The sequence below is a fragment of the Galbibacter pacificus genome (assembly GCF_029603165.1).
Classification (GTDB): domain Bacteria; phylum Bacteroidota; class Bacteroidia; order Flavobacteriales; family Flavobacteriaceae; genus Galbibacter; species Galbibacter pacificus.
Genome location: NZ_JAQSVC010000003.1, coordinates 1 through 19,128 on the forward strand (window position 1 = coordinate 1; position 19,128 = coordinate 19,128).

The 19,128-nt window shown below is 37.9% G+C and carries 18 protein-coding genes; 10 read left to right on the forward strand and 8 right to left on the reverse strand.

The window, feature by feature from the left end; all coding sequences use genetic code 11:
* Window positions 1-575 precede the first annotated feature (575 nt).
* From PSF86_RS08315 to PSF86_RS08330, 4 genes are all read left to right on the forward strand, one after another.
* A complete protein-coding gene (locus PSF86_RS08315; protein ID WP_277899617.1) occupies window positions 576-968 on the forward strand; it encodes a 2TM domain-containing protein in 393 nt (130 codons plus the stop codon).
* A gap of 3 nt (window positions 969-971) precedes the next feature.
* A complete protein-coding gene (locus PSF86_RS08320) occupies window positions 972-1,460 on the forward strand; it encodes a dihydrofolate reductase (protein ID WP_277899618.1) in 489 nt (162 codons plus the stop codon).
* A 6-nt stretch (window positions 1,461-1,466) separates the two neighbouring features.
* Window positions 1,467-2,318, forward strand: a complete 852-nt coding sequence (locus PSF86_RS08325; protein WP_277899619.1) for a fructosamine kinase family protein — start codon at window positions 1,467-1,469, stop codon at window positions 2,316-2,318.
* A 73-nt stretch (window positions 2,319-2,391) separates the two neighbouring features.
* Window positions 2,392-4,266, forward strand: coding sequence for a mucoidy inhibitor MuiA family protein (locus PSF86_RS08330; RefSeq protein ID WP_277899620.1), 1,875 nt, complete (start codon window positions 2,392-2,394; stop codon window positions 4,264-4,266).
* Between the two features lie 229 nt (window positions 4,267-4,495).
* Here PSF86_RS08330 and murI read toward each other — a convergent pair whose 3' ends face one another.
* The 8 genes from murI to PSF86_RS08370 all read right to left on the reverse strand — a co-directional run bounded on the left by murI (window position 4,496) and on the right by PSF86_RS08370 (window position 12,566).
* Window positions 4,496-5,284, reverse strand: coding sequence for a glutamate racemase (gene murI, locus PSF86_RS08335; protein WP_277899621.1), 789 nt, complete (start codon window positions 5,282-5,284; stop codon window positions 4,496-4,498).
* A 90-nt stretch (window positions 5,285-5,374) separates the two neighbouring features.
* Window positions 5,375-5,884 carry an OmpH/Skp family outer membrane protein gene (locus tag PSF86_RS08340; RefSeq protein ID WP_277899622.1) on the reverse strand — a complete coding sequence of 170 codons (510 nt, stop codon included), beginning with the start codon at window positions 5,882-5,884 and terminating at the stop codon, window positions 5,375-5,377.
* A 46-nt stretch (window positions 5,885-5,930) separates the two neighbouring features.
* Entirely contained in the window at window positions 5,931-6,749 is an 819-nt protein-coding gene (locus tag PSF86_RS08345) for an OmpH/Skp family outer membrane protein (RefSeq protein ID WP_277899623.1), read from the reverse strand.
* 106 nt (window positions 6,750-6,855) lie between these two features.
* Window positions 6,856-9,396 carry an outer membrane protein assembly factor BamA gene (bamA, locus tag PSF86_RS08350; RefSeq protein ID WP_277900208.1) on the reverse strand — a complete coding sequence of 847 codons (2,541 nt, stop codon included), beginning with the start codon at window positions 9,394-9,396 and terminating at the stop codon, window positions 6,856-6,858.
* 7 nt (window positions 9,397-9,403) lie between these two features.
* Window positions 9,404-10,141 (reverse strand): undecaprenyl pyrophosphate synthase, encoded by a 738-nt coding sequence (gene uppS / locus PSF86_RS08355; protein ID WP_277899624.1) that lies wholly within the window; start codon window positions 10,139-10,141, stop codon window positions 9,404-9,406.
* A gap of 6 nt (window positions 10,142-10,147) precedes the next feature.
* Window positions 10,148-10,840, reverse strand: coding sequence for a type IX secretion system protein PorG (gene porG, locus PSF86_RS08360; RefSeq protein ID WP_277899625.1), 693 nt, complete (start codon window positions 10,838-10,840; stop codon window positions 10,148-10,150).
* A 110-nt stretch (window positions 10,841-10,950) separates the two neighbouring features.
* Window positions 10,951-11,835 (reverse strand): NAD kinase, encoded by an 885-nt coding sequence (locus tag PSF86_RS08365; RefSeq protein WP_277899626.1) that lies wholly within the window; start codon window positions 11,833-11,835, stop codon window positions 10,951-10,953.
* Window positions 11,836-11,909: 74 nt separating this feature from the next.
* A complete protein-coding gene (locus PSF86_RS08370) occupies window positions 11,910-12,566 on the reverse strand; it encodes a CBS domain-containing protein (protein ID WP_277899627.1) in 657 nt (218 codons plus the stop codon).
* A 99-nt stretch (window positions 12,567-12,665) separates the two neighbouring features.
* Here PSF86_RS08370 and PSF86_RS08375 point away from each other — a divergent pair, with 99 nt between their 5' ends.
* The 6 genes from PSF86_RS08375 (at window position 12,666) to tig (ending at window position 19,043) form a co-directional block, all read left to right on the forward strand.
* On the forward strand, window positions 12,666-13,379 hold the full coding sequence (locus PSF86_RS08375; RefSeq protein ID WP_277899628.1) for a pyridoxine 5'-phosphate synthase: 714 nt from the start codon (window positions 12,666-12,668) through the stop codon (window positions 13,377-13,379).
* A gap of 96 nt (window positions 13,380-13,475) precedes the next feature.
* Entirely contained in the window at window positions 13,476-14,246 is a 771-nt protein-coding gene (locus PSF86_RS08380; RefSeq protein ID WP_277899629.1) for an alpha/beta fold hydrolase, read from the forward strand.
* Window positions 14,247-14,357: 111 nt separating this feature from the next.
* Window positions 14,358-15,602 carry an OmpP1/FadL family transporter gene (locus tag PSF86_RS08385; RefSeq protein WP_277899630.1) on the forward strand — a complete coding sequence of 415 codons (1,245 nt, stop codon included), beginning with the start codon at window positions 14,358-14,360 and terminating at the stop codon, window positions 15,600-15,602.
* A 21-nt stretch (window positions 15,603-15,623) separates the two neighbouring features.
* Window positions 15,624-17,105 (forward strand): SGNH/GDSL hydrolase family protein, encoded by a 1,482-nt coding sequence (locus tag PSF86_RS08390; protein ID WP_277899631.1) that lies wholly within the window; start codon window positions 15,624-15,626, stop codon window positions 17,103-17,105.
* A gap of 92 nt (window positions 17,106-17,197) precedes the next feature.
* On the forward strand, window positions 17,198-17,539 hold the full coding sequence (locus PSF86_RS08395; protein WP_277899632.1) for a phage holin family protein: 342 nt from the start codon (window positions 17,198-17,200) through the stop codon (window positions 17,537-17,539).
* Window positions 17,540-17,720: 181 nt separating this feature from the next.
* On the forward strand, window positions 17,721-19,043 hold the full coding sequence (gene tig / locus PSF86_RS08400) for a trigger factor (protein WP_277899633.1): 1,323 nt from the start codon (window positions 17,721-17,723) through the stop codon (window positions 19,041-19,043).
* Window positions 19,044-19,128 lie beyond the last annotated feature (85 nt).

The window sequence follows — 19,128 nt, forward strand, 5'->3', positions numbered from 1 at the left end:
TATATCAATGAACTCTTCTTCTCTGTCCCTGTACCTTGAAAAGTTTTCGTTTTCAAAGCGGGTGCAAAAGTAATGCGTTTTTTGTTACCCGCAAACTTTTCCGGATCTTTTTTTTGAAAAATTTTTAATCCCCCTTAAAATCCCCCGGAGCACCAATAACAAATGAACTTCCGCCTGTCCCGGACAGCCAACGGCCGTCCCTCAAAGCGGGTGCAAATATAGAAACTATTTCTCTTCCTTTCCAAATGTTTTCTCGAATTATTTTTAATCTTTTTGCAACGCGCTGGAAACATGAGGGTTACCGGGGCGTTTTTTTCCGGGGAGCGCCGCTGTTGTGCTTTTTGTTATGGTGTTATGGTGTTACCTTGTTACGTTGTTATGATGTTATGGGGTTGTGGGGTCGCGCGTTAGGGATTGCAGCGGTCACCCCGCAGCCAAGGCGAGGAGTAGCAGCGGAAAGCCCGGCCCGAATGCAATGGAGGGAACGCCCCGTTTTTTATTAACTTGTAAACATCTATTGTTTTTAGTCTATACATATGGTTTCATTTTGTAACTTTATATAAATTAAATGGGTTATGTTTTCAAAAAATAAAACTAAGGAACTGAAAGAGATCGATCTCGACCAACATGAACTGATAGAGAATGCGCAATCGAGGATCAGGCAAAAAAGGCGACTGTATTATCATTTTGTGTTCTTCTTGTTCGGGAGCGTATTTATGATTATAATTAACAAGGTACTTAAGTATGGCGACCAATACAATTGGTTTGTGTGGGGTATTACCTTTTGGGTGTTTATCTTGCTAATACATTTTATAAATGTTTTTGTTACGAACAAGTTTTTGGGGAAAGAATGGGAACGGGAACAACGCGAGAAATTAATTGCCAAACAAAAGAACAGGATCGCTAAATTGCAACAAGAAGTAGAAAAGGAGTTCCCCATGGAGGAAAACCCAAAAAACACTTTATAGTTAATGGTTACAATTATTGCCGCGGCAGCGGAAAACAATGCGCTTGGAAAGGACAATGATCTGGTTTGGCATTTGCCGGACGATTTTAAAAGATTTAAAAAACTAACAACGGGGCACGCAATTATTATGGGGCGAAAAACTTTTGAGAGTTTCCCTAGTCCGTTACCAAACAGAAAACATATAATTGTTACCCGCCAAAAAGATTATAATGCCGGGGAGAACTGCATTGTGGTAAATGACATAAAAACCGCATTGGAAATGGCAAAGGAGGACAGCCAGCCTTTTATTATTGGCGGCGGGGAAATATACAAGCTGGGGCTACCCTTTACCGAAAAGATTGAACTGACACGGGTTCACGGCACATTTGAAGCAGATGCTTTTTTTCCTGCAATAGATGAAAATGAATGGAAGCTTATTTCCAGCGAATTGCACCTTAAGGACGAAAGGCACAACTATGCTTTTACTTATTTAACCTATGTGAGAAAAAAGTGATTTGATTTGATCCCTGATGTTTTAAAAACCTATATTCAAGATTATTTAGATTCTGGTACGCCGGTCTATACCGCTCTTTCTGGCGGCGACATTAATGAGGTTTACAAAATATCCATTGACACAAATAATTATGTGGTTAAAATAAATTCTGCCGAAAAATTCCCGGAAATGTTTGAAAAAGAAGCTGCCGGGCTTAATGCATTAAGGGCCACAAATAGTATAAGGATTCCCAAAGTTATGGATTACGCCAATGTTGGTGATTTTTTGTTTATTATGATGGAATATATTGAAACTGGCAGAAAAAAGGATGTTTTTTGGCTTGACTTTGGGCATAAGCTTGCCCATTTGCACAAAAATCCGGCTCCTTATTTTGGTTTTGTGTGCGATAATTATATTGGGAGTTTGCATCAACAAAACAACAAACAGATAAATGCGGTTGATTTTTACATTGAAGAACGTATAGAGCCCCAAATAAAACTTGCTACCGAAAAAGGTTTTTCTTTTAAAAATATTGATTCTTTTTATACTAATTTGAAAAGCCTACTCCCAAACGAGGCCCCGTCTTTAATTCACGGAGACTTATGGAACGGGAATTACTTGGTGGACAAACACGGAAACCCATGCCTGATCGATCCTGCCGTTTGCTACGCTCCACGCGAAATGGATATATCCATGATGCATCTGTTTGGTGGTTTTGACCAAATGCTTTTTAATGCATATAATGAAATATTTCCGCTTCAACCTAATTGGGAAGACCGATTGGAGCTTTGGCAACTATACTATTTATTGGTACATCTAAATATTTTTGGGGTAGGTTATTACCAAAGTACAGAGAGGATTCTAAGGAAATACTTGTAGAGTACAATAATTTATTTATTTTTAATATAAATTATATCCACTATTTATATATCCACTATTTAAGTAATAAAAAATGTATAAGCTTATCCTACCACTATTTTTCCTGCTTTCAAATTATTCTGAAGCTCAAAATATTGTCGAAAAAGAGATTAAAACTGATGTTTCTGCTGCTACTGTATTTTTAGATGGCGCCCAAATAAAAAGGCAAAAAACTATTTATCTTGAAAAAGGTGTCTATATTTTAAAATTTGTTAACCTATCACCTTATATTCAGGAGAAGACGATTAATCTTGGTGCTGAAAATGGAAACCTAACTATTTTATCACTTAATTTTCAAACTAGTTTTCAAGACAATCAAGAAAAACCCTCTGATTTACAAAAATTTGAATCTGTGCTTAAGCAACTTGAAGAACAAAAAATATTGGAACAAACATATCTGGATGTAATACATGAAGATATAGCATTTTTAAAGGAGAACAGGAATCTTAATGGTAAAAATGAAGCCTTATCTGTCTCTAATTTAAAAGACGCCAGTAATTTTTATAGCAATAAACTTACCAGCCTTAAACTTAAAGAAATAGACCGCTATAAAGTTATTGCTAAATTAAACGAAGAAATCTCTACACTGCAAAGCAGGATAAATGAATTCTCTAAGGAGCATGAGTATAATTTATCAGAAATAGTAGTGAAGATTGACAATAAAACGGCTTCTCAAATTGATTTTAGCCTTGGTTATATAGTGAAAAATGCCAGTTGGTATCCTACTTATGATTTAAAAGCCAGTAGCTCTACAAACTATATAAATATTGTACATAAAGCCAATGTACGTCAAGACACCAAAGTTGATTGGGAAAACGTTACCCTAACCTTTTCATCTTCAAATCCCAATATTTCGGGCACACCCCCATCACTTAAAACATATTATTTAGACTATAATTTACCGCCTCCAAGTTATAACGAGATTAATGAGGTATCCGGGGTAGTTTCTGATGAAATGGGCGACCCTATTCCCGGTGTAAATGTAATTATTGAAAATACTACCATAGGAACAACGACTAATTTTGACGGAAAATATACACTTTCAATCCCAAAAAATTCAGAAAGGATTATATTTTCCTATATAGGTTACAAAACTGCATTTAAACCTATAAACAATAGTTTTATAAATGTAAGAATGGAAACAAATAATGAAGCTCTAGAAGAAGTTGTCGTTTCGGGATATGGTAAAGAAGAGTTAAAAAAGGCTGCACCTATTGAAGATCAATTGGCTGGCCGGGTAAATGGTCTGCAAATAAGTAATCAAAGGCAAAAAACGAATCCTGAAATATCCAGCAAGAGAAATACTTCATTAAGTTTTAAAATTGATGTTCCTTATTCAATTTCTTCAAATAATAAGAACAATACAATTGAAATGACAAATAATCAAATAACATCCGATTTTCATTATTTTAGTATTCCCAAATTACAAGAAGATGTTTTTTTAATTGCTAAAGTTATTGACTGGAAAAAATATGATCTATTGGACGGGGAAGCAAATATATTTTATGAAAACACGTTTGTTGGAAAAACCGTTTTAGAATTAAATTCACAAAATGACACTTTGAATATTTCTTTTGGAAAGGACCAAAATATAACTATTAAACGAGAAAGAAATAAAGATTTAAAATCTAAAAAATTCTTAGGAAGTAACAAAGAACAACTAGTTGGCTGGACAATAACCATAAAAAACAATAAAAGCGTACCCATAAACCTGACAATTATTGATCAAGTTCCCGTGAGTAATAGGAAAGAAATTGAGGTCAAGGTTGAAAAATTATCTAACGGAAAAATAAACCCACAAACTGGAGAAGTTGAATGGGAACTATTTGTAAAACCCACAAAAACAGAAAAGATCGATTTAAATTATAGTGTTACCTCCCCAAAAAACAATTCTCTTTATATTGAATAAGTTTCACCATTTCCTTTAAACAACAATTAAAGGTTTAAGATTTAATATTCATGGCAAAAGAATATAAATTTGTAAGAAAAACCTACATGTACTCTACTGAAAAATTGATGGTTTTGGTGGAAGAAGAATTAAAAAAGATAACGTATGAAGGCTGGTAAGTTGCTAGCGTTTCTTTTTCTTTTAGCTGAATGTGGATTCCCACTGCTTTTATTACTATTTGCAAAGAGGTTTAAAAATCTAAATGGCTTACTACTATTTTTTGCTTATAGTCTTTTAGCAAAGAAGCCAATACTTTTTCATCGGCATTGGAATGGAATATGTATGAAGCCCCCACAGCGCGCGTATTCAATAATTGAAAATTCTCCAATACCGTTTTGGTCTGTTTTGCTACGGCTTCTCCAGAGTCGATTATTGTTACCGATGTTGGCAAGATTTTTTTCAACTGCGGAATTAAATACGGGTAATGTGTACAGCCCAATACTAAATAATCGGCTTTTTCTTCCATCATTGGCCGTAGGTATTTTTGTAGCAACTGATGCATTTCTTCACTGTTCGCCATCCCGTTTTCAATAAGGGGGACCAATCCGTCGCCAAATTGTTCAATCACCTTTCGGTCTTTGGCATACAGGGCCGATGTTTTGGCAAACAAACCACTTGTTAATGTACCTCTTGTTGCCAATATACCAACAACCCCTGTCTTGGAATTTAGTGCCGCTGGTTTTATGGCCGGTTCGATCCCTATAAATGGCACTTTATAATTTTTTCTTAAGTAATCTATTGCGTTTGTTGTTGCCGTGTTGCAAGCCACTACTATTGCCTTGCAATTTTGGGAAAGGAGGAATTCTGTGTTTTTAATGCTTAGCTGAAGGATTTCTTTTTGCGGCCGTTCCCCGTAGGGTGCATATTTGCTATCTGCCAGATAAATGGTGGATTCTCCCGGAAGCAAATGGTGGATTTCTTTCCAAATGGAGGTACCGCCAACACCTGAGTCGAATATCCCTATAGGTTGTGAGTTCATATTAACCTGATTTCGGTTAGTATGTAAAAATAAAAAACTGCCTACATTTATGCAGGCAGTTTTTATGTATATTTTTATTTTATTTTCGGATTAAAATCCAAGTTCTTTTTTTACATCTGCCAATAAGTCTTTACCGTCGGCTAATATTACTCCAGATCCTGTTGAAGAATCCAATACATAATCGAAACCTTGTGCCCTACCAACTTTTTGGATAGCATCGTTGGCTTTTTGAAGGATTGGCTGCAACAATTCTCTTTCTTTTTTAGATAGCTCCTGTTGCGCCTGTTGTTGCGCCTGCATGATACTCTGTTGCATTCCATCTACTTCCTGGGCTCTTTTTTGGTTTTCCTCCTGAGATTTGGTACCAGCTTCGTTTTTATAAAGTGTCATTTTGTTCTGAAGCTCTTGGTAGCTTGTTTTAATATCTGCCTGGTAATTTTCACCCAATTTCTGCAATTCAGCTTGCGCCGCCTTCATGGCTGGCATATCTTCGACCAATTTTTGAACATCGATATGCGCTATTTTACTTTGTGCATTAGCAAAACTCACTGATCCCACAACTAATACAACCGCAATTACTAATTTTTTAAACTGTTTCATGATTTTCTAAAATTTCTAAAAATGTGTTACTTGTTATTTAATTGATTTATTCTCCCTCTTCGTTTTCCGTAGCGTTTGAATTGTTATTTTCTTTTTTTAATTGTTCTCTTTCTTCTAATTTTGCCTTTTTTCTAGCTTCACGTTCTTCCAACATTTTTTGCCTTCTTTCTTCGTAGGCTTTTTTTCTGGCCTCGATTTCTTTAAGCTTTGCTTCCCTTCTTGCTTCAATTTCGGCGGCTCTGTCTTCTTTTTTCTGTTCGTAAGCTTCTTCTCTTGCTTTTAATTCGGGGTCTGGTTCTTCAAATTCTTTCAGGGCACTGCTTTTTTCCTGCCTGTCGACTTTTTTCCGGGTAACGTTTATACTTCTCAATATTTGCTCGCTAATGTCGTAACGCTTATCGGAGTACAACATAACAACATCCGCAGACTTATCAAAAACAAAATCGTATTTTTTATTGGCGGCAATTTCCTGTACAGCATCAAAAACTTGATCTTGAATTGGTTTTACCAACTGGCTGCGTTGCCTTACCAAATCTCCTTGTGGACCAAACCTGTCTTGTTGGTAATCCTTCATTTGACTTTCAAGCGCATCGATTTCTTCTTCTCTTTCCTGTATCAATTCCTTGGTTAAAAGCACTTTTTCAGCATTTAAATCGGCTCTCATTTTTGTTATTGTACTTTCTTGGTCTTCTACTTCAGATTTCCATTTTTGCACTTTATCGGCCAGCTGTTTATTTGCTGCCTGATACTCCTCTACATTTTGCAAAATGTAATCCATATCGACATAACCAATCCTAACACCTCTTTGGGCGCTTGCGGAAACGGTCATTATAGCCATCAATAATAAAAGAACATATGTTTTCATTACTTTATAGTTTTGTTTCTGTATACGAAGAAAACAAAAATTTCTTATTTTTCATATGTCATACCTTAATAATAACATATTTATCCATAGAAAATATCATGCCAAATTAAAACTGTTGACCAATAATAAAGTGTGTTTGCCATCCACTTGGCTCTATTTCTCCTGGAATTGGGTCGAATCCGTAACCAAAATCTATCCCCAATAAACCAAAGGCAGGCATAAATATACGCACCCCTACACCAGCCGACCTTTTAAGGTTAAAAGGATTATAGGTGTTAAAATTATCGTATGCCGACCCACCTTCGACAAAGGTAAGTCCGTAAATTGATGCCGTCGGCTTTAATGTGATGGGGTATCTTAGTTCTAACGAGAATTTATTATAGACCGTAGAACCATCCTGTCCAGACAGCGACTGGTTTGGATACCCCCTTAGTGCGATGTTTTCCCTTCCGTCTAGCGTATAATTCCCTAAACCGTCTCCTCCAAGGAAAAACCGTTCGAAAGGAATTACCCCGCGATCGTCGTTATATGCACCTAGAAACCCAAATTCAACTCCTGTTTTAAGCACTAGTTTTGCCACAAGGTTGGTATACCAGTTCCCGCTGAATTTTACTTTATAAAACTCCAGCCATTTATATTTTTCTTGATCTATTTTTGCTTGATCGGGGACTACTTCATTTTGAGCATTGATAGTTTGGTATTCCGGATCGTCTCCTAGATTAGCATAATCAATATTATTGAACAATGAATAAGGCGGTGAAAGTTTTAAACTAATGTTCCACTCTGATCCCGCCATGGGAAATATTGGATTTACAGAAGTATTGTTTCTTGAAAGCGCAATGGTATATGCCAAGTTATTGGAATAACCGTTCCCGAAGGTAAACAGCGATGTATAATAATTTTGAAGGTTGTAATGCTGGAAGCTCAATGCGTGAGATAGTTGGAAGTAATCATCCGGCCATTGCAGCCTTTTTGCCAAACCAACGGTTGCTCCAGTTATTACAAAACGGGCATCTTTATCGGCATCTCCAGTTCTTGGGTTATACCTAAATTGAAGCGTCCTGGAAATTGATGTTGAGAACTGCACTGGCTTCCTACCGCCCAACCATGGCTCCATAAAGGAAAAACTATATGTTTGGAAATACCTACTGGCCTGTAAACGCAATGACAAACGTTGGCCATCTCCCATTGGCACTGGCTTGTATGCCTCTCCATTTAGTATATTTCTAATTGAAAAGTTATTAAACGAAAGCCCTAAGGTACCAATAAAACCGCCACCGCCATAGCCTCCTTGAAGTTCGATCTGGCTGGAGCCTTTTTCTACCACTCCATAATCTATGCCTACAGTTCCTGCTTCAGGGTTCGCATCTTTAATTTGCGGATTTATACTTTCGGGATCGAAATATCCTAATTGCCCAAGTTCACGAATGGTCCTTACCACATTGTCTTTAGAGTACAATTGCCCTGGTTTTGTGCGCAATTGCCTGTAGATAACATGGTCATTGGTTTTATCGTTCCCGGAAACCGTTACATTTTCAAAATATGCCAATTTCCCTTCTATAATCCTAATCTCGAAATCTATAGTGTCGTTTTTTGCCGAAACTTCAACCGGGTTAATCTGCGAGAAAAGGTAGCCATTATTTTGATATTGGTTTGTAATATCCCTTCCGTCGGGTTTTGTATTGTCGGCTATGCGTTTATCGAACAGCACCCCGTTGTATACATCTCCTTTTTTAAGACCGAGTATCCTTCCTAAGAATTCATCGGAATATGCGGTGTTCCCAACAAAATCTATATCACCAAAATAATACCTTTCGCCTTCCTGTAATTTAATATTGATATCTAAGGTGTTGTCGTCGTTAAATATTATCGAATCGGAAGTAATGCGTGCATCACGATAACCGTTCTCTTTGTATTTATCTACAATAGAAGTAAGATCGGTTTTAAAGTCTTCTGGGATAAATTTTGATTTTTTCCAGAAGCGGCCAAAGAATTTTTCTTTGGTGTTCTTCATTGCCTTTTTAAGCTTGTTATCGCTTAATTTTTCATTTCCTTCAAAAACAATGTCCTTCACCTTAACCTTTTCCCCACGGTCTATTGCCACTACCATTCTAACCGCATTGGTTTCGGTAGTATCTGGGATGGTATTGATATTTACCTTGGTATTGTAATACCCTTCTTTTTTGTACTTGTTCAGCAAGTAATTTTTTGTATTGGCAATAAAACCTTCAGTTACCTTTTTTCCTTTTTTAAGGTCGGCATCTTTAACGATATCTTCTACCTTTTTCTTTTTAATTCCGGTTACCTTGACATCTGAAAGCGTAGGAAGTTCTGTAACGTTAAGTTCTAAAAATATTTTATTCCCTTCTACTTTGGTTTTGTATATATTAATGTCGCTAAAGAGGTTAAGGCCCCATAATTTGCTTATTACCTTGCTTATTTGTTCCCCGGGAACGGTAATTTCCTGTCCATTCCTCAAACCGGTATATGTAATCACGGTCTGTTTGTTAAAACTCTTTACGCCCGTGACCTCAATACCGCCAAGGATGTATTTTTTTCCCTTATCGATAGTAGTCTCCTGAGCAGTGGCATATTTAGTAAAGGTTAAAAGTAATAATATGAATACACCTAAATATCGTTTCCACATGATATTTTTAGTTAAGTTGTTCGCTTGTCTTTCCAAATCTACGTTCTCTGTTTTGATAGTTTATTAATGCTTCCCACAAATGCTCCTTGGTAAAATCGGGCCATAGCGTTTTAGTGAAATACAGCTCAGCATAGGCGATCTGCCAAAGCAAAAAATTACTTATTCTATGCTCTCCACTTGTCCTGATAAGTAGGTCTACATCGGGCAAATCATGCGTGTAAAGATGATTATTTATTATTGATTCGTCAATAGAATCGATAGAAATTATATTATTTTTAACTTTAGTACATAGCTCAATTACAGCATTTTTAAGCTCTTCCCTACCCCCATAGCTTAATGCTATAGTAAGCGTCATGTGGGTGTTCTGCTTGGTTTTTTCAATTACTTCAAGAAGTTCTTTTCGTGCTGTTTCGGGAAGGGCCTCTATGGTGCCTATAATTTTAAGCCTGATGTTATTTTCTACTAAAGTATGTAGTTCTTTTCTTAATGAAGATACCAGAAGTTTCATAAGAGTATCTACTTCCATCTTCGGGCGGTTCCAGTTTTCGGTCGAGAAAGCATAGAGCGTTAAGTTTTTAACCCCTATTTCTGCGCAGCCTTCAACAACTTCCTTTACGGCTTTTGCCCCATTTTCATGACCAAAAACCCTAAGTTTCCCTTTTTGTTTTGCCCATCTTCCGTTACCATCCATGATAACGGCTATATGTTCGGGTAGGTTATTCTTATTAATTAATTCTTCACTCATTACTCATCAATCAAAACAGCTGTAACATGGTCTTTTTCCAAAGGTATACGTTAAGGTAATACCAGAAAAAACGTACCAGTCGTCACTAAAGATATTTCCAAACTTCAAATCGTCATTATTAGCCAACAGCGTGTTAGGGTTACTGCCATCTATGTTATCGGTAAAGGTATAACGCGCCCCAATTTCGGCTGCCAAAACGAAACGTGTGTTTATTTTACCTTTAACCCCTATTGCCATAGGGATTGCAAATGTAGTTTTATTTCCAGATACTTGGGCATTATTATTTACATAATATAATTCATCATGTAAAAAAACCGATACTCCACCATATAAATAAGGTGTAACCGATCGTGAAAACTCACTTAAATCGAATTCTAAAAAGTTAAACTCCATCCCCAGTGAGCCTTCCAAGATACCGTTGGAAAAACTATAGTCGCGTTGTTGCCTGGCTGAATTGTCAGAATCTTTATCGGCCGCATGTATTGTAGAAAATGTAAAAGAAGCCCGATATGCATATCTTTGGCTAACATTCCATTTAAATAACCCTCCAGCCGCAAAGCTATTAGGCTTAATATACCAAGAAGACCCTACGTCTCCTATGTAATTACTACCTCCCACAAAGGCACCCGCCTCAAACATTTGAGCATAAGTCGCATTTGTGGTTAACATAATCGCTATGGCTAAGATTCTAAAATTCATACCTTTCAAAGTTTGCAAATATATACATTATGATATTTTATAAGTAATATCATTGTAATGAATGTGCTAGTAAAAACAATTTTTGTGTGAATTTATTGTTTTCATGGGGCTTAATTACGCCTATCTTCCCCCCATAAAAGTTTCTTTCGGAGCGTTTTAAGAAAACTCTCTCCTTTAAGGTCTACCAATTTAATGGTAAACGGGGCTCTTTCTATTATCATTTCTGTTTCGTTGTTAAGCGTTGCAATACGGGAATCTAACGAGACCAAAAAATTATCCTCTCTCCCGGTTACCTTCAATTTAATTTTTGTTTTATCGGGAATAACAAGCGGGCGTGCATTTAAATTGTGCGGCGCTATTGGCGTTAACACAAAGGCATCGGTACTTGGTGCAATTACGGGGCCGTTGCAGCTTAACGAGTAACCGGTAGAACCCGTTGGTGTTGCAACAATAAGCCCATCTGCCCAATAAGATGTTAAGTACTCCCCGTCGAGCCATGTTGCAATGGTAATCATGGAAGTTGTATTTTTGCGGCTTACTGCAATTTCATTAAGAGCAAAATTAACTTCGGTCTGGTCTTCCATTGATGTATTGGTAGTTATTTGCAGCAAGGCCCTTTTTTTAACTTCAAAGCCATTTTGCATAACTTCCTCTATTGCTTTTTGGATGTTTTCTTTTTGTACTGTGGCCAGAAAACCCAACCTACCCGTATTTATTCCTAAAATCGGAATATCCAAGTCCCTGACAAACAACACGGTGCGGAGCATGGTCCCATCTCCTCCAAGACTTAAAAAAAGGTCGAAGGAATTGTCGAGGTCTTCAAAAGAAGCAAAAGTTCTATAGTTTGTGTTTATATCTAGCGATTCCTTTATTTGCTCAAGATAGCCTGCTTCCAGAAAAACTTCGGCCTTGTTTACCTGTAGCACCTCTAACAAATTAAGTATGTACTCTTCTGAATCTTCTTTGTAATATTGACCGTAAATACCGACTTTCATAGGTTTTAACAATTTTTCTTAATCAACTCCCGGGCTTTCCAATAGCTGAGAAGCTAAACGCTCTGGCGAGCAGGTTAAATTTTTAAAAACTTGTTTAAATAATCAGAACGTAACTTTAGGCCTTCAATATAAGAATCTTCTTCATTTCCGGAAACAATGTTATAGTTATAGCGCCTGAAAGTTTGAATGATGTTATTAAGGCCAATATTCCCTATTTTCATGGTAATTTGGGTTACATCTTCTGCGTCATTGGAAATAAAGGCGCCCAATAGTTTTCCATCGTTACTTTCAACAATTTGGGATATTTCACTAAACGAATAATCTGTATGCCCCTTTTCTACGATTAAAATTCCGCCGGGCTCATTTAAAAACGGCGTTTCTTTAAACAAGCTCATAATATCAATCAGTTCGTAATATCCAACATAAATACTGTTTTCGTCCAAAATAGGTAAAATATTAGAGTTGAATTTTGCAAAGGCTTCCAAAACGTCCAGCCAGTTGGTACTTTTTTGTACATAAAAAAGATCGAGCGCATAGAGATAATCGCTTATTTTTTTATCCGGGTCAAACCCCTGCACATCATCTTCAGAAATATTCCCCAAAAGCCTATTGTCTTCCACTACCGGGATGTGTGTGTTGGTGCAATTAGAAAACATCCCGCGTACCATTTTCACCGGGTAATTGGGCAACAATGGCAGCACATCGTTATTTATATAAGAATGTATGTTCATAACAAGCTTATTTCTTTGGCAAATTAATCAATTTCTAGCACAAAAAAGCAGCCTTTAGTTTGTATTTTTGCCTTGAAATGTATTTTGAATTTTTATTTTATGACAAAGTTAAGCGTTAACATAAATAAAATTGCCACTTTAAGGAATTCCAGGGGAGGCAATGTGCCCGATTTATTAAAAACCGCAAAGGACATTCAGGATTTCGGGGGCGAGGGCATTACCATACACCCAAGGCCAGACGAACGCCATATTCGCTATCAAGATGCACGGGACTTGCCTGCAGTGGTTTACACCGAATTTAATATTGAAGGAAACCCCATAAAAAGTTTTATCGACCTTGTTTTAGAGGTAAAGCCCACACAGGTAACCTTGGTCCCCGATGCCGAAGATGCCATTACTTCCAATGCCGGCTGGGACACCATAAAACACAGAGATTTTTTGATTGATGTTATTGCTGAATTTAAGGCGAGCGGCATCCGAACCTCTATTTTTGTAGATCCCGTCGCCAAAATGGTCGAAGGCGCGGCCAAAACGGGTACGGACCGTATAGAACTCTATACCGAGGCCTATGCAAGTGCTTTTGCCAAGGGAGACAAAAGCGGCATAAACCCTTATATAGAAGCCGCCAAAATGGCCAGCGAGGCCAAATTGGGCATAAATGCCGGACACGACCTCAACCTTAAAAACACAGCTTATTTCAAGCAGAACATCCCAAATTTATTGGAGGTCTCCATTGGCCATGCTCTTATTGCAGAGTCGCTTTACCTAGGGCTGGAAAATGTAGTACAAATGTATTTGCAAAGGCTGAAATAGTTTTTTTATTAAAAGAGGTGACGCAATACCGAAACCGCAAAAAGGCATCGCTTTTATCTTTTCAACGTTACAAACTTTAAATTTTCTACTGAAAAAATGCAAACATTAAAATCTAAAATCATAGGAAAAGGAAAACCATTGTTAATACTTCATGGTTTTTTGGGAATGTCCGACAACTGGAAAACGCTGGGCACCAAATATGCCGAAGCCGGCTTTGAGGTTCATTTGATAGATTTGAGAAATCACGGCAGGAGTTTTCATTCAGAAGATTTTTCATACGAGGTCATGGTTGAAGACATTCTAAACTATTGCGACCTGAACAACTTGGAAGACATTAACATCATTGGCCATTCCATGGGCGGAAAGATTGCCATGCTCTTGGCGGTTACACAGCCCGAATTGATAAAAAGGCTTTTGGTTGCAGATATTGCCCCTAAATATTACCCCCCGCACCATCAAGATATATTAAACGGCCTCAATGCACTTGATTTTGATAAAATAACATCCAGGACCGAAGCCGACGAACAATTGTCCGATTATATTTCCGACTGGGGAACGCGCCAATTCTTACTTAAAAACCTGTATCGGAAAACAAAAGGAACCCTTGCTTTTAGGTTTAACCTGTCCGTTTTAAGCAATGCCCAGGAAGAAATTGGAGAGCCCCTGCCCTCTCAAAAATCTTTTAACGGCAAAACACTGTTCCTGCGGGGCTCCAAATCTGAATATATTTCCCCGAACGATACCGATATTATCCATGTCCATTTTCCAAATGCTAAAATAGAAACCGTGGAAAATTCCGGGCATTGGCTTCATGCAGAAAACCCAAAACAGTTTTTCGAAAAATCCCTTCATTTTCTAAGTAGATAAATGTTAATTTTTTATCGAATTTGAAATATCAATGCCCTAAAAATTGGATATAATTAATATTGTCTTAATTTTGAAATGCTAATATTCACACATTTATAAATTATTAATTCTATGAAAAAACTTACGCTACTGGCTATGGTATTGCTAATTAGTGCCATTTCTTATGCCGGAGGTTACCGTATTGCGCTTCAGGGACAAAAACAGCTTGCCATGGGACATACGGGGGTTGCAGTTATTAATTCTTCAGAGTTGGTTTTCTTCAATCCGGCCGGACTTACGTATCTGGATAAAAAATTTACGGTTAGCTTAGGGGCAAATGCCGTTTTTGCAAATATCAGTTTTCAAAACGAACAATACGGCTGGCATACAGAAGACAACAATTCCGTTTCCACTCCATTCAACGTCTATGCAGCATACAAAATAAACGATTGGGCAAGCGTTGGCCTTGGTGTTTACACACCTTACGGAAGTAGCGTGGAATACCCAACCGATTGGGAAGGTTCGCACTTGATTAACGACATTAGCCTTTCGGCAATATTTTTTCAGCCTACTTTGTCAATTAAATTACACGATAAATTAAGTATTGGTGGTGGGCCTATTTTTGCAACCGGAAGTGTTAATTTCAACAGAAATATAGACCGTAGCACTACAGATGTGAACGGAAACAGGTCGAATGTCACTATCGATGACAGCGGCATTACAGCATGGGGCTACAATATTGGCATGATGTTCAGGCCTACCGAAAAGTTTACCCTCGGTGTGGATTACCGCTCCAAAATAGACATGAACGCCGAGGATGGCGATGCCGATTTTCAAAATTTGCCTTCTGCGGTCGCCGGGCAATACCAAAGTGTAGCTTTTGACGCTTCATTGCCTTTGCCTGCCGAACTTTCGGTAGGTGCTTCGTATACCATTAACGAAAAATGGCTTGTAGCTTTTGACTATAATAGGGTATACTGGAATGCCTACGAGGCACTGGACGTTATATTCAGCAACGGAACAGAATCCTTAAACCCAAGAAACTACAAAAATTCATCGGTATATCGTTTAGGGGTTCAGTACAAAGCAACGCCGCGCTTTATATTAAGAGGTGGATATTACTTTGACGAATCTCCGGTACGATCTGGGTATTTTGCACCCGAAACGCCACGAAACGACTCCAATAATTTTACAGGTGGGTTTACATTTAAAATCAGTGATCGTTTTGCATTGGATGCTTCTTTCTTATATGTTCATTTTGATGAAGTAGACGAATCGTACAATTATTATCAGGAAAACGGGCAAAATGTACCGTTTGGAGGCACCTACAAGAACAATGCATTTGTGCCAGGCCTAGGAATCACTTATGGATTTTAACACATGTTAACACTGAATAAAATGAAAAAACTATTATATATCTCTCTAGCAGCAATAACCTTTACTGCTTGCCAACCAGAATTTAACGACCCCGTTAACGAACAAGATTTTTATACCAATGGCGATGCCGATTTTTCCAATTATGTTTCCGTGGGTAACTCCTTAACTGCCGGTTTTGCCGATAATGCACTTTACTTAAAAGCACAACAAAACTCCTACCCCGCAATTATGGCCGGACAATTTGGGTTGGCCGGAGGGGGCGATTTTATACAGCCGTTGGTTGATGGTAATCTAGGTGGATTGCTAAACGGAGGCCAAATAATTAGCGGAACCCGGTTGGTATTGCAGATCGATGCCGAAGGCAACAGGGCTCCCGTTTCTCTTGAGGGAACCCCAACAACCGATATTACCAACCATTTAGACGGTCCTTTTAACAATATGGGGATACCGGGCGCCAAAAGTTTCCATTTGCTCGCACCTGGTTACGGGAATATTGCAGGAGTAGAGAATAGAAACGCCAATCCTTACTTTGTCCGTATAGCATCGTCAACAGATGCAACAGTTATTGGGGATGCCGTAGCACAAGATCCAACTTTCTTTTCTCTTTGGATAGGAAGCAACGACATTTTAAGCTATGCTTCCCAAGGGGGTGACGGGGAAGACCAAACCGGCAACACAGACCCAACAACATATGGTTATAACGATATTACCGACCCAAATGTATTCGCAAGCGTGTATAATGAAGAACTTAAAGCCTTAACAAGCACAGGCGCCAAAGGTGTCGTGGCAAACGTTCCCGAAGTTACTTCTATTGCCTATTTTACAACCGTTCCCTATAATGCCATTCCTCTGGATACGCAAACTGCAGAAGCACTAAACCAAGCCTATGCACCATACAATGCAGGCCTACAGCAAGTACAGGCTATCGGGTTGATTACTGCCGAAGAAGCTGCACAGCGCACCATACAGTTTAGTGCTGGGCAAAACCCGGTCGTGTTGTTGGACGAAGACCTAACCGACCTTACCACTGTTAACCCTGCGTTGACCAATATGAGGCAAGCAACAGAAGAAGACTTAATCCCGTTACCGGTTTCTTCGGTTTTAGGTACTTTGGCAGACCCCGACAATCCACAATCTGTAATTGGAGTTGGTGTTCCTTTAAACGACGCCCAAGTGCTAACCATAACGGAACAAACACATGTTTCTACAGCGCAAACTGCATACAACACTACCATTAAAGCATTGGCAGACCAATACGACCTTGCTTTTGTGGATGTAAACGCAATTTTAAAGCAACTCGCCAATGGTGGTGTACCTTTTGATGGCGGGACCATAACAGCCGATTTTGGTACCGGTGGTGCATTTTCGCTAGATGGCGTGCATTTAACGCAACGTGGTTATGCAGTAGTTGCCAATGCATTTATTGATGCCATCAATAAAAAATACAATGCAACGGTTCCAAAAGTAAACCCCGGCAATTACCCCACTATTTTTGTCAAGTAAAACAACATAGCTAAAACATTTAAAAAGCGCCTACTGTTAAAATAGGCGCTTTTTTTATATCTTTAATAAATCAACCAAAATAATTTTAAGCGATGAAGTTTATAATCAAAATTCTGTTAACCGCAATCTCGGTGGTTATCTTGGCAAAAATACTTCCCGGAGTTGCCGTAGAAAGCTACTGGACCGCCATAATAGTTGCCGTGGTACTGGCCATTTTAAATTTTATAGTAAAACCTATCTTGGTTATATTGACCCTGCCCGTTACCATTATAACACTGGGCCTGTTCTTACTTATCATCAATGCCATCATTATCTTACTGGCCGATTATTTTGTAGGAGGATTTTCGGTGGCAAATATATGGTGGGCTTTACTATTTAGCTTATTGCTATCCATTTTACAATCTATTTTTGAGTCGCTAATTTCTTCAGAATAAGAAAGAAAAAACATAACCAAAGCTCATCTAAGGGTTTTTTACGAACGTTTTTTGGCCATAAAACCAAAAGGTGTTAAATAAAAATTAATATTTTGTTTATCAGCCTTTTAAAAACTTGGTTAACTTTTGAAAATGTTTTACTTTTGCATGCCCATTTAAGGGCTATTAAATTTTTTTGAGAATGGATATTACAAGAGAGCAAATTGACGACTTAAATGCAATAGTAAAAGTTGCAATTAAAAAAGAAGATTACAGCGATAAAGTTGATAAAATCTTGACCGATTACCGCAAAACTGCAAACATTCCAGGTTTTAGAAAAGGACACGTTCCCATGGGATTGGTTAAAAAGCAATACGGAAAAGCTGTTCTAGTTGACGAGGTAAACAAACTACTTCAAGATTCGTTAAACAAATACCTCACCGAAGAAAAGCTAGATGTTCTTGGAAACCCGCTTCCTAAGGCACAGGATAATCTTGATTGGGATTCTGAAAACTTTTCTTTTGAATTTGAGCTGGGTCTTGCTCCTGCTTTTGATGTAGATTTGAAAACTAAAAAAGCTATTACCCATTACCAAATTATTGCCGACGATAAAATGATAGACGAGCAGGTTGACCGTATTGCCAAACAATACGGAAAATTAATTTCTCAAGATGAAGCAACCCAAGAAAGCGAAATAACCGGGGTTTTTAAAAATGAAGAAAAAGAAATTGAAAACCGCGTAACGTTTACCCTTGATAAAATAAAAGGAAAAAGAAACCTTGGCAAATTTGTTGGTGCAAAAGCTGGAGATACCTTGGAACTAAAAACCAAAAGCCTTTTTGAAGATGACCATGACCTTATAAACTACCTAAAAGTAGATCACGATCAAGCGCACGACCTGGACATCGATGTTACTTTTACCATCGACGAAATAAACAAGCGTGAAGCTGCCGAATTGAACCAGGAACTTTTCGATAAGCTATTTGGTAAAGACGCGGTAACTTCTGAAAAAGAAATGAGGGCCAAGATCAAGGAAGATGCCGAAAAGCAATTCGCACAACAGGCGGATCAAAAACTTTTGAACGATATTACCGAGAACCTGGTCGAAAACACCAAGTTTGACCTTCCGGATGTATTTTTGAAAAAATGGATCCAGGCAACCGGTGAAAACAACCTTTCGGATGAAGAAGCCAGCGAAGAATATTCAAAATCAGAAAAAGGTTTAAGATACCAGCTTATCGAAGGGAAAATAATAAACGACAACAACCTTCAGGTTAGCTACGACGAGCTTAAGGATTTTGCCAAAAAATACGTAAGCATGCAAATGGCACAGTTTGGGCAAACAGACCCAGAAGATGAGGTGTTGGAAAATATTTCTGCAAGGGTACTTTCAAACCAAGAAGAAGCCAAAAGATTATCTGAACAGGTAATGAGCGAAAAACTGGTAAACCTTTATAAAGAAAAAGCAAATTTAAAGACAAAAGAGGTTACTTACGAAAACTTTGTTAAAGAAGTTTACGGGTAAACCCTTGTAAAATAATTTAAGTATCTTTAAGGCGTTAAACCGTAAGTTTTAACGCCTTTTTACGTCTTAAAAAAAGTAATTAAAA